Source organism: Halobacillus sp. AWM4_238, from assembly GCF_056158265.1.
This window is the reverse complement of sequence record NZ_JBSWSY010000002.1, coordinates 1,868,479-1,880,578: the sequence shown is the minus strand read 5'-3', so window position 1 is coordinate 1,880,578 and position 12,100 is coordinate 1,868,479. Positions and strand designations below refer to the sequence as shown.

The following is a 12,100-nucleotide window of genomic DNA, read 5'->3' as shown; positions in this document are numbered from 1 at the left end:
TCGATACAACACGTACATACAGGTACACAGGGTCATAGTTGAAGGAGAGGTGAAGATTTGGGTTTCTTTTCTAGATTGTTTTCAAAGAATGAGAAGCAGGCACCAGAAGTGAAAGAACGAACACCGTTGAATATCCAAGTCGGTGACATTGTCACATACGATCTTGTGGATTACGAAGTTGTTGGGAAAATCACCTACCGGGACGGTGGTTACGAGTGGTTCTCTTATCAGTTATTAGAAGGGGATCAAACGAAATGGCTCGCTGCTGAAATGGATGATGAGCTGGAGTTAGGAATGTATGAGACAGTTAAACTTCCTGTGTCCTTACCCTTCCCTAAGGAATTGGACTATGAGGGTCAAACCTTCTTTAAAGATGAAGAAGGAGAAGCGCGCGTAACCGGGGAAGGCAGAAGCAAAAACATCAATGGACGTACTTCCCGGTATGCGGAGTATATTTCTGAAGATGAAGAAACTTATGTCAGTCTTGAATCCTGGGGCAGTGAAGTAGAAGCAAGTGTCGGGTATGACATCGAAGCGTATGAGATTAAAATCCTAGCAGGTTCAAAATAAGGAGGAATTCAAATGTTTAAATTTTTTAAACGTGTTAAAACAGTCGTAGGTTCAGAGTTGAACTCGATGTTAGATAAAGCCGAAGATCCAGTGAAAATGCTCGATCAATTCATGCGTGATATGGAGAATGACATTCGTGAAGCTGAAAGTGCAGTAGCGAAGCAGATTGCGAATGAGAAAATGTTGAAACGTAAGTATGATGACTCTCAAGCTCTTGTTGATAAACGCATGCAGCAAGCAGAAAAAGCGATAGAGGCAGGAAATGAAGATTTGGCTCGTCGTGCACTCGAAGATAAGAAGAACCATCAGGATCAAGCCGATCAATTAAAGGCTTCCTGGGAACGTGCCCAACAGGATGCGAATAGCCTTCGTCAAAAACTAGATGAAATGAAAAAGGAATACCAGGAAATGAAGCTTAAGAAAGATTCATTGAAAGCACGTGCCGAGTCAGCAAAAACACGCACGAAAATGAATCGAACGATGTCCAACATCGGCGGAGATGAGTCACGCCAAGGATTCGAACGTATGGAAGAAAAGGTTATGCACTATGAAGCAGAAGCCGAAACGAGTGAGGATATGTCTTCAGAGAGCCGCTCCCTGGATGATGAATTCGAAGACTTGGATAACAAAGATAGCGTAGACAGTGAATTAGAAGCATTGAAGAAAAAGATGAACAAAGAGTAATCTCTGGTCCAACATTCGTGCCTGGCCAAGTGGTCAGGCACAGTTGTTTTACGGGCTGGAAAAATAACAAAGTCCAAGTTTTGGATGGTCTGTAATCGTCCGATCACTGCGACTTGGACCTTTGTTTTGAGGAAGGAGGATGTATGTTGAAAGATTATGCAGGGATCATAGTCGTAGGAATCATTGCCTTTTTCTTATTGTTCAATGTATTCGGCGGAAATGACGAAAGAGGAATGTCAGGTTCTTATACCGAAAATACATATGGAGAGCTCCCTTCAGAACCTGATCGGTCACAGATTATCAGTGGAATAGAAAATTCTGAAACCACCAATATTGAATCACTCGTCGAGGACAATTTCCCTCTATTGGATACAGTCCGGTCTGATCAAGGCATCTCTAAGATTTATATGACAAAGGAATTGACGTTGACCGAGGTATCTGATTCTTTGACCTCAGCTATACCTCCGGAAGAAATCAGTGAAAGGCAGGAAAATAAGCAAGCGCTTATTTATCCTGACCATTTTGTGATCCTCCAGGAAAGTACGGAGGAACCAGGGGTCATTACCATTGAACTTGCATCGGATGATTTTGTGAGAAATCATTATTCTCCCGGCTTCTTTAGTGGTTTATTTTTAGGATCTATTCTTAACCGTTCTTTGGGGTCCAACGACTGGTATGATCGCCGTAGGGCGAACTGTCAACAAACAGGGAACTGTTATGGTGGATATGGGATGTACGGGAATTACAACTCAGGTGGAACCACTTCTATGAGAGGGTCAACAAACCGCGGTGGAGGACCTGGGACAGGAAAATAAAGGAGGTTATCATGATGGAACCATTTTTGGCTACTTTAGGCTATTTTGTGATGGCGATTGTGATTGTTGTGATTGGGTTGGTTATTTTTGAATGGTTAACCAGACAGTATAAGGATTGGGAAGAGGTAAAGCAGGGAAATCAAGCCGTAGCTATGTCCATTGCAGGAAAAATTATCGGCATTTGTATTGTTTTATCCTTCGCAATCTACCATAGTTTTACGGTATGGGATACATTAATATGGGGAGCGTACGGAGTTGTTCTTCAAATGATCGCCTACCTTTTATTTGAATTGTTCACACGCAAGTTTTCCGTTGAAACGAAACTGAAGGAAAATAATACTGCGGTCGGAATCATCACGATGGGTGTATCGATCGGATTAGCCTTCGTTATTGGTGCGTCGATTACATAAAGGCGTTTGAACAACTGAGAGAAGCCACTATGAACCATTCTCATAGTGGCTTTTTAACATACAAGTGTAAGTGGAGTGAACGAAGTGGAAGCGAATATTAGAAAGAGTCATTTTATTTATTGGGCCTCAGGCATTGTTTCCATATGCGGCATTATATTTGAAGTCTTATTCGGTGCCCTCGGATCTTACATTCTCGGAGATGGTGTGAAACAGTATACATTGACGATCAGCTTGTTCCTTACCGGGATGGGGATCGGTGCGAGTATAAGTGAGCGGGTCATGAAGCAGCTGATTGTCACGTTCATATGGATTGAATTTATGGTGGCCTTAATTGGAGGATTTTCAAGCTTTACTATGTTTGGAATGACCGCTTTTGCTCCTGCTGGGACGGATGCTCTATTTCTCTATCTCGTTACATTTACCATTGGAGCCCTGACTGGTCTTGAGTTGCCGATTCTCATTAGAAAAGCAAATGAAATAGGTGTAGAGCTTAATCGAAGTACAGCCAGGGTACTATTTTCCGATTATGCCGGGGGACTGATCGGGGGTCTCCTTTTCGCTTTTTATCTTAGACCCCAAATGGGCATGGTGAAGAGTGCTTTTTTTGTGGCTTGCATTAATTTAGCTGTTGCCGTTTTAGTCTTGTATTTATTCCGCTCTGAAATTAAGTCTTTTTCTGTCCATTTGACAGGAGCCATCGTCATTGGAACGCTTCTGATAGGTGGATTGTTTTTTGGAGAGGAAATGGCTTTCTCTTTCGAACAGAAGCTCTATAAAGACCCGATCATCCATATGGAAGAGAGTGCTTATCAGCGGATCGTACTCACAAAGGAGCAGGGAGACACACGTCTATTTCTAAATGGATCGTTGCAGTTCAGTTCAACCGATGAACACCGTTACCATGAAACACTGGTCCATCCTCCTGTCGCTTTTTCTGATAAGCAGGAAGATGTCCTGATCCTTGGTGGGGGAGATGGAATTGCTGCTAAAGAGTTATTGAAGTATCAAGAGGTCAAAGAAATTACCCTCGTTGACCTAGACCCTGCTGTCACCGATCTAGCACAAACCAATTTTCATTTGCTGCAGGTCAACGAAGGAGCTCTCGATGATTCCAGGGTTTCTGTATTAAATCAAGACGCATTCAAATTCTTAGAGAATGCGGATCAATTTTATGATGTGATCATCATCGACCTTCCTGATCCGAACAACGAAAGCTTGAACAAACTCTATACACGAGAGTTTTATTCTTTAGTAAGGAATCACCTGGCACCTGGAGGAGCAGCGATGATTCAGGCAACGAGCCCGCTTTTTGCGACAGAAGTATATTGGACAATTGATGAAACGATTACATCCACAGGATTGTACTCAGAGAATTTTCACGTAGATGTCCCGAGTTTCGGGAACTGGGGGTTCATTTTGGCTACTCGTGAACCAGTGGCGATTGAAGAGGTGCAATTCAATGTAAAAACTGAATTTTTAACAGGGGAAGTTTTTCAATCCATGACAGTGTTTGGAAAAGATGAAGATAGGGAAATCTTGAATGGGGAAGGCCAAGTGGTCAAGTTGGTACCCAATACTTTAATCAATCCACACCTCATTCAGAAATACGAACAAGCTTGGCGAAATTATTAAATAATCAATGCTTACAAAAGGAGTGTTATGAATGAAAGTTTCTTATCATGGTCATGCGGTTGTGAAAGTTGAAGCAAATGGAAAGACAATCCTGTTTGATCCGTTCATTTCTGACAACGGGATTACAGACCTGGATGCTGATCAAGTAAAAGCAGATGTCATATTGCTCACACATGGTCACAACGATCACGTTGGCGATACGTTTGACATTGCGAAAAGAAATGATGCTCAAGTCATCGCTCCGTTTGAGTTAGCAACTTACCTTGGAAATAAGGGGCTGAACGCCCACCCTATGTATATTGGTGGAGGGCATGAATTTGATTTTGGACATGTGAAATTCACGCAAGCCTTTCATGGCTCTTCCTATCAAGAAGAAGATGGAACGATTGTTTATACAGGGATGCCTACTGGAATTTTACTGACGATTGGTGGGAAAACCATTTACCACGCCGGAGATACCGGGTTGTTCTCTGATATGAAAATGATTGGAGAACGGAATGACATCGATCTTGCTTTCCTGCCTATCGGCGACAACTTTACGATGGGGCCATCAGACGCGCTCGTCGCTGCTGAATGGATCCAAGCGAAACAGGTCGTGCCCGTTCACTACAACACCTTTGATTTAATTGCTCAGGACGGCGATGCGTTTGCGCAGGAAGTAAAACCTGGTAAAGGAACTGCCTTAAAGCCGGGAGAATCCATCGAGCTTTAATAATCAGGTATTCAAAGCCGTTTGTCTACTCCATGACAAACGGCTTTTTCTGAAACTTCAGGAAGAAATTGCGGATCATCTGTATCAACTGTATAATAACAATTATAAGAAATTGGATTAGTACAGTTAGAAAGTTTGGTGGGCGTATGGCAACAAAACATGAACAGATCCTGGAGCACATTGAATCCTTGGCAGTCGGCAGTAAGATTTCTGTCAGAAGAATAGCGAAAGCTTTGAATGTCAGTGAGGGTACAGCTTACAGGGCAATCAAAGAAGCGGAGAATCAGGATCTTGTCAGCACGATGGAACGTGTCGGGACCATCAGAATTGAAAAAAAGAAAAAAGAGAACATAGAAAAGCTGACATTTGCTGAAATCGTAAATGTCGTCGATGGTCAAGTACTCGGAGGACGTGAAGGTTTATATAAGACCTTGAGTAAATTCGTCATAGGCGCTATGAAGCTTGAAGCTATGATGCGATATACGGAAGCGGGTTCGCTTCTTATTGTAGGAAACCGCACGAATGCGCATGAGCTTGCCGTCAAGGAAGGCGCAGCTGTGCTGATTACGGGTGGATTCGATACGAGTGATACGGTCAAAAAGCTTGCTGATGAAAAGAAGCTTCCCGTCATCTCCACCAGTTATGATACATTTACCGTCGCAACGATGATTAATCGAGCCATTTATGATCAGTTAATAAAAAAAGAAATTGTGCTTGTGGATGATATTTATACTTCCTATGATGAATCAAAGTTCTTGCAATCAACGGATGCGGTGGTCCGCTGGCATGAATTTAACTCAGCGACGAGCCATAGCCGCTACCCGGTTGTAGATCACCAGAATCGTGTAGTCGGCATTGTAACTTCCAGAGATGTGATTGGAAAGGATAAAGATACGCGTATTGATAAGGTGATGACCCGTAACCCGATGACCGTACATGCCAAAACCTCTCTTGCCAACGCCGCCCATGTCATGGTTTGGGAAGGGATTGAGCTGATGCCCGTTGTCGATCCTTCCCACAAACTTCAGGGAATCATATCCCGTCAGGATGTGTTGAAAGCTCTGCAACATATCCAGAGGCAGCCTCAAGTAGGGGAAACCATTGATGATCTTGCGACAAATCGAATGGAAGTCATTGAAGAGGATGATTCAAATCCTGTCTGGCAAACGAAAGTGACGCCACAAATGACGAATCCACTAGGAACGATGTCCTACGGTGTATTCATTTCTTTAATCACGGAAGCCTCCAGCAGGTTATTAAGGAAATATAAAAAAGGCGACCTTGTGGTTGAGAATATCTCTGTTTACTTCATCAAGCCTGTCCAAATTGAAAGTGACATTGAAGTGCGACCACAAATTCTTGAGGTAGGCAGAAAATTTGCAAAAGTAGACATCGAAGTTCACCATGAAAAATCAATCGTTGGGAAGGCTCTTCTTATGGCCCAATTGATTGACCGATAAAAAAAGTCGCTGAGCAACAGCGACTTTTTCTTCGACATTCATGATTGAGGACTTGTCCGGTGTTTTTTAAATTCTGCCTGGTAATGCTTGCTTGCTTTCCACCCTAGCTGGGCTTGGAAAACACCAAGGGCAATGAATACGAGTCCTACGAAGAGGGAGAGTTTGGTTTGGTAGAATACATATTGATTGATACCAAAAAAGAAAATGAAACTTCCCAAAAATAACTTTGATTTACTGTTTAAGTATTCTTGGGTAAGAGGGTCATTAGAACGGACAATCATCACTTTGTAATAAATGTAAAGAACAAAAGAGACTAATATAAGGATGGGAAAGATAATCATTTGATCGACTCCTGCGTTTGAATTTCCCTTTTATTGTAGCTTGTTTTTCATGAAAAGGCTACCTGAACAAAAAAATCTATGATTAAATGATACCCCATGCATAAGAGGAGGACCCTTTATGAGTAAACAGGACATTATGAAAGCAATCAAGGATCACGACGTTATCATCATCCATCGTCACGTCCGTCCAGACCCGGATGCCTATGGATCACAGGCTGGATTAGCAACATTGATTCAAGCCACTTATCCCAAAAAACAAGTGTGGATGACCGGTACAAGCGAACCTTCCCTTGAATTCCTAACTTCGATGGATGAAGTGCCAGATGAAGCTTTTAAGGGAGCACTGACCATTGTTTGTGATACCGCCAACCAGGCACGTATCGATGATCAACGGTATGATCAGGGAGAGCAGTTAATAAAAATTGATCACCACCCGGAAGTTGACACTTATGGAGATATCCAATGGGTAGATACGACCGCTAGTTCCACGTCAGAAATGATCTATCAAATGTATTCAGAATTTGTAGAAGAAGGCCTGGTCCTTACTGACGAGGCGGCACGTCTTCTCTATGCGGGAATTGTCGGGGATACGGGGCGTTTCCTTTTTCCAAGTACGACGAAACAAACATTGTCTTATGCAGCTGACCTTGTGAACTATGAGTTCGATCGATCTTCATTATATAATGAAATGTATAAGACTCCTGTTCACGTTGCAAAGCTGAAAGGTTACGTTATGCAAAACTTCACGGTGCATGAAGCAGGCTATTCAACGATCCGTCTGGATCGTAAAACGTTGGATGAATTTAACGTTTCTCCTTCAGAAACGAGTCAGCTCGTAGGCTTGCTTGGGGACATAGAAGGGATGCTTGCATGGGCATTTTTTGTAGAGGAAGATGATACCATTCGTGTGCGTCTGCGTTCAAAAGGCCCGGTGATTAACGGCATTGCTGCCAATCATAATGGAGGCGGACACCCAATGGCCTCAGGTGCTTCTGCATCTTCTTGGGAAGAGACTGCTGAAATTGCTAAAGAACTTGAATTGGAATGTCTGAAATACAAAAAAGAGCAGGCTGAATAAGCCTGCTCGTATTCTTATCTTTTTAATTTTATTTCGAGGTGCAAGGTCATCGTTTCAGCAACAACTAGTCTTGTTACTTTCAACTCATATGTGAAATCATCGACCACGTAATTTTTATTTTCAATGGTCGAGATGATGAGATCCACTTGACCAGCCACAATGGACACATCTTTACCGGATACGCTTACGAGTTGATCTTTGACTAAAGCGTTCAGCTGGTGTTGCGTCAAAAGGTCGACGGCCAGTTTTTTGGCATTGGTAAAAACGACGTTTATTTCTTTGACACTCATGGGCTTCCCTTCTGAACCCTGGTCTTGGTTGTTCAAGAGAGCCTCATATTTTGTTTCCCATTCACTCAATTGTGCCGTCATTTCTATGTGTTCTTCAGTGTATTTTTGCTGCAATTGGCCATGGACGTAAATGAAAAATGCATAACCAATCACCGCTCCTAAAACAAGACCTGCAAAAAAACGTCTCCATTCCTTGTTTTTATGGTAGGCAGGAAAGTGCATTACGTCACCTCATCACCTAGTAACCATTCAAAAAGAAGCAGGGCTGCTTTCACTCCACCCATGGCTGCAATAATAATCATCACCTGCCTGAAGATATCAAAAGTAGATCCATCAAAAATTCCTTTTTCGAAATTGCTTATCGCGTCAAATGTTCCGCCAATGGCTGCAACGATGGCCCAGATCCTCAGCGCTTTAGCAATCCGAAACATGGATGTCAAGACGGCTTCCCCTGTCAATAAACTTCCTATACTTCCAATGATCGTTCCTCCGACAATCACTCCGAATGCGATAAAGAAGCATTGAATCATGGATACGACTAAACGATCTTCCATCTTGTCCCTCTTTTCGCTGACTGAAAATAGTCTCTTATCTAACCATTATTCTTTTCTCCCTCTCTTTATGCAGGAGGCTTTCATCCATTCCTCATAGTAGCTATAATTTACTTGAAAGAAGGTGTACGAAATGACGTTTACCCATTTGAATGTGCAATCAGGGTATAGCTTGATGAACAGTACGATTAAAATCAAGGATTTAGTGCGAACAGTAAAAGAATCCGGATTTGGTGCTGTTGCTCTTACAGATCAGGATACGATGAGCGGAGCGGTCTCGTTTTATGAAGAATGTAAAAAGGAGGGTGTAAAACCAATCATTGGCCTTAAGACGACAATCATGGATCAGTCATTCTCCTTTCCAATGATTCTGTTGGCGGAAACAACAAAGGGATACCACAACCTGCTTGAAATTAGTACCCTCGTTCAAACGAAAAAGGAAAACATGACACTTGAGGAGTTGGCGATGTATAAAGATGGATTGATTTTTATCCAAATGACCTCAAGTACTCCGTGGGCCGAGTCCATCGCTAATCGTATGACTGACAACATAGAACCGTCCAGAGAGCGGTGGGTAGATCTCTTAGGTCAAAAGCGGTTGTACCTGAGTATACAGGATCGTGATCTCCATTCGGAACGCCAATTACATACGCCTTTAAGAGAATGGGTGAGTAGAAACGGGATGAAGGTTGTTGCCATCGGTGACGTGCGTTATTTGAATCGGGGAGATGCGGATGCTTTCCAATGTTTGCGAGCCATAAACGAAGGGGCTCGCTATAGTCCTGAAAACAATGACCATCATCACTACCTAAAATCTCAAGAAGAAATGGAGCGTTTTTTTGGAGAATGGTGGCCTGAATCACTTGAAGCAACGAACGAAATTGCAGATGCGTGCCAGGTAAATCTGGAATTGAACAAACAATTGCTTCCTGCCTACCCTTCTCCTGAGAATAAAGGTTCAGATGAATATTTGCGTCAACTTTGCGAATCCTCATTGCCTGAAAAATACGACTCAAAGAATCGCGATCAAGCGATAGAGAGACTGGAACATGAATTGTCTATCATAGCCTCCATGGGTTTTAGCGATTATTTCTTGATCGTTTGGGATTTCATCAGTTATGCAAGGGAAAACGGCATTCATGCCGGACCAGGTCGTGGTTCAGCCGCAGGGTCCATCGTCTCTTATTTGCTGGGAATCACCCAGGTCGATCCATTGGAGTATCGTTTGCTATTTGAACGTTTCCTCAACCCGGAAAGGATTTCGATGCCGGATATCGATATCGATTTTCCGGACCATCGTAGAGACGAGGTCATTTCCTATGTAGCTGAGAAATATGGAAGTGATCATGTGGCTCAAATCTGTACATTTGGTACGTTTGCTGCAAGAAGTGTGTTGAGAGAGTTGTTTAAGGTATTAAAAATAGATGAAAGTGATGCTTCATTTATTCTTCATCAGATTCCGAAAACGAACACAACATCACTCGTCGATGTCGTAAAAAAATCAGAGGAGTTAAAAGAGTACATCAGAAACTCCGACCAATTAAAATTGTTGTTCCGAGTAGCTACGAAGCTAGAAGGGCTTCCACGGCACGTATCCACACACGCAGCAGGTGTCGTATTAAGCGAAGAACCACTTGTAAACTACACGGCCCTTTTAAAAGGTCAAGGTCCTGTTTCATTGACCCAATATGCTATGGGGGACCTTGAAAAAGTGGGTCTCTTGAAAATTGACTTTCTCGGACTGCGGAATCTCTCCTTCCTAGAAAGAATGGAACGGAAAGTGAAACGGTATCGTCAAAAAGATTTTTCAATCACACATATTCCGTTAGATGACTCTCAAACCTTCCATCTGTTACAGGAGGGAAGAACGAATGGTGTTTTCCAATTAGAGTCCCAAGGGATGAAAAATGTGCTCCATCGTTTAAAACCAAGTCATTTTGAAGATGTGGTCGCGGTTAACGCTCTTTACAGGCCCGGGCCAATGGAATACATTCCTTTATATATTGAAAGAAAGCATGGAAAAAAAAGTATAGAGTATCCTCATCCTGACTTGAAACCTATTCTTGCCCATACGTTCGGGGTGTTGGTTTATCAAGAACAAATCATGGAAGTTGCTCGTCGTGTGGCAGGGTATTCTTTAGGAGAAGCGGATCTATTAAGGCGCGCGGTAAGCAAAAAGCAAGCGGATGTTTTAGAAGAGGAGCGGATGACGTTTGTTCAAGGGTGTAAGTCTAAAGGCTATGTTGATTCCATTGCTCACCAGTTGTTCGATTGGATTGTCAAGTTCTCAAACTATGGATTTAACAGAAGCCATGCGGTTGCTTACAGCATAATTTCATACAGGTTAGCCTACATGAAGGCCCATTACCCCTCTTATTTCATGGCAGAATTGATGAATGCTCATCTGGGTGATCATGAAAAAATGACCCTGTATATTCGTGAAGCCAGAGATATGAACGTAAAAGTCAAAGCTCCTTCTGTGAATAGAAGTCAAGCTCTTAATCATGATGATACAGGAGAAATCAGAATCGGCATGACGGCTGTGAAAGGTGTCGGCTACCAAGCTGCTCAAGCGATTATGGAGGAGAGAATGAAAGGACCCTATCTAAATCTCAATGATTTTTGCTTGCGCGTTGATGGTAAGGTTGTTTCAAGAAAGGTCATTGAATCCTTGGTTTTAGCAGGGGGATTCGATGATTTGCATCAAAATAGAGCCAGTGTTCTTGCTAGTATTGATCAAGCTTTAGAACAGGGAGAACTTTTCAAGGAATTTCAAGACCAACCAGGATTCTTTGGTAATGAGTTGGATATGGAGATGGTGGATGTAGATCCATTCCCTCCTTTGAAACGGTTATCGATGGAGAAAGAGGTATTAGGTACCTACATGTCTCAACACCCATTAGGACATCAGAGGGAGAACCTTCAAGAGAAAGGAATCCTTTCAATTAGAGAAGCTCATCATTTTACTAAGAAACAAGTCGAGCTTGCCGCTGTTATCGATGGGATTCGAGAAATACGTACGAAACGTGGCGATCCTATGGCGTTTTTGACCATTAGTGATGAAACCTCTGAGATGGATGCCGTGCTTTTTCCGGAGGCCTACCGCAAGATAAAAGTCTGGGTCAAGGAAGAGATGCTTGTCCATGTAATAGGGAAAGTTGATGAAAGAAAAGGTCAGAAACAACTAATCATTAACGATGCCGAGCCATTAGGTATAGATGAATTCACGAAAGAAAGGAAACAACGACTTTTTATTAAGGTAACAAAAGAACACGAACAATATTCTATAGAAAAATTGAGGAAGCTTGCTGAGTATTTCCCGGGTAATACACCAATCTTCATTTTTCGATCAGAAGATCGAGTGACTTACAAGCTGGATGAAGTGTATTGTCTCGACGTGAATGATGTTTCGATGGGTAAATTGAATGACTTTTTTGGAGAGTCATCCGTAGCGGTCAGAACGGTAAAAGACGAAGAAGAGAAATAAATACTCAGTCCGGATTTTTGTATTTCTTTACACTCTATATTCATCTGTTATAATTAAGAGGTTAATGGTG

12 protein-coding genes are annotated in these 12,100 nt (G+C 42.4%); 9 read left to right on the top strand and 3 right to left on the bottom strand.

The window, feature by feature from the left end:
• The first annotated feature begins 57 nt into the window (after nucleotides 1–57).
• The 7 genes from ACXACN_RS09715 to ACXACN_RS09685 all read left to right on the top strand — a co-directional run bounded on the left by ACXACN_RS09715 (nucleotide 58) and on the right by ACXACN_RS09685 (nucleotide 6,283).
• Nucleotides 58–570 (top strand): DUF4178 domain-containing protein, encoded by a 513-nt coding sequence (locus tag ACXACN_RS09715; RefSeq protein ID WP_474964071.1) that lies wholly within the window; start codon nucleotides 58–60, stop codon nucleotides 568–570.
• A gap of 12 nt (nucleotides 571–582) precedes the next feature.
• Nucleotides 583–1,254, top strand: coding sequence for a PspA/IM30 family protein (locus ACXACN_RS09710; protein ID WP_474964069.1), 672 nt, complete (start codon nucleotides 583–585; stop codon nucleotides 1,252–1,254).
• 146 nt (nucleotides 1,255–1,400) lie between these two features.
• Nucleotides 1,401–2,069, top strand: a complete 669-nt coding sequence (locus ACXACN_RS09705; RefSeq protein ID WP_474964067.1) for a DUF4247 domain-containing protein — start codon at nucleotides 1,401–1,403, stop codon at nucleotides 2,067–2,069.
• A gap of 14 nt (nucleotides 2,070–2,083) precedes the next feature.
• Nucleotides 2,084–2,479 (top strand): DUF350 domain-containing protein, encoded by a 396-nt coding sequence (locus tag ACXACN_RS09700; RefSeq protein WP_226591449.1) that lies wholly within the window; start codon nucleotides 2,084–2,086, stop codon nucleotides 2,477–2,479.
• An 84-nt stretch (nucleotides 2,480–2,563) separates the two neighbouring features.
• On the top strand, nucleotides 2,564–4,111 hold the full coding sequence (locus ACXACN_RS09695) for a polyamine aminopropyltransferase (protein WP_474964065.1): 1,548 nt from the start codon (nucleotides 2,564–2,566) through the stop codon (nucleotides 4,109–4,111).
• A 31-nt stretch (nucleotides 4,112–4,142) separates the two neighbouring features.
• Nucleotides 4,143–4,823: a metal-dependent hydrolase gene (locus ACXACN_RS09690; RefSeq protein ID WP_474964063.1), complete on the top strand. Its 681-nt coding sequence runs from the start codon at nucleotides 4,143–4,145 to the stop codon at nucleotides 4,821–4,823.
• Nucleotides 4,824–4,969: 146 nt separating this feature from the next.
• Nucleotides 4,970–6,283, top strand: coding sequence for a DRTGG domain-containing protein (locus ACXACN_RS09685; RefSeq protein ID WP_474964061.1), 1,314 nt, complete (start codon nucleotides 4,970–4,972; stop codon nucleotides 6,281–6,283).
• A gap of 38 nt (nucleotides 6,284–6,321) precedes the next feature.
• Here the strand turns inward: ACXACN_RS09685 and ACXACN_RS09680 are convergent, their stop codons facing one another.
• Nucleotides 6,322–6,624: a YtpI family protein gene (locus ACXACN_RS09680; RefSeq protein ID WP_474964059.1), complete on the bottom strand. Its 303-nt coding sequence runs from the start codon at nucleotides 6,622–6,624 to the stop codon at nucleotides 6,322–6,324.
• 118 nt (nucleotides 6,625–6,742) lie between these two features.
• Between ACXACN_RS09680 and ACXACN_RS09675 the strand changes: the two genes are divergently transcribed.
• Nucleotides 6,743–7,702: a DHH family phosphoesterase gene (locus tag ACXACN_RS09675; protein ID WP_474964058.1), complete on the top strand. Its 960-nt coding sequence runs from the start codon at nucleotides 6,743–6,745 to the stop codon at nucleotides 7,700–7,702.
• Between the two features lie 14 nt (nucleotides 7,703–7,716).
• Here ACXACN_RS09675 and ytrI read toward each other — a convergent pair whose 3' ends face one another.
• Complete coding sequence (gene ytrI / locus ACXACN_RS09670) at nucleotides 7,717–8,214, bottom strand: sporulation membrane protein YtrI (RefSeq protein WP_474964056.1); 498 nt, start codon at nucleotides 8,212–8,214, stop codon at nucleotides 7,717–7,719.
• The gene (locus ACXACN_RS09665; RefSeq protein WP_474964054.1) at nucleotides 8,214–8,546 is read right to left on the bottom strand and encodes a YtrH family sporulation protein; all 333 of its coding nucleotides are present in this window, start codon (nucleotides 8,544–8,546) and stop codon (nucleotides 8,214–8,216) included. Before ACXACN_RS09665 ends, ytrI begins: the two co-directional genes overlap by 1 nt.
• A gap of 130 nt (nucleotides 8,547–8,676) precedes the next feature.
• Here ACXACN_RS09665 and dnaE point away from each other — a divergent pair, with 130 nt between their 5' ends.
• On the top strand, nucleotides 8,677–12,030 hold the full coding sequence (gene dnaE, locus ACXACN_RS09660) for a DNA polymerase III subunit alpha (RefSeq protein ID WP_474964052.1): 3,354 nt from the start codon (nucleotides 8,677–8,679) through the stop codon (nucleotides 12,028–12,030).
• Nucleotides 12,031–12,100 lie beyond the last annotated feature (70 nt).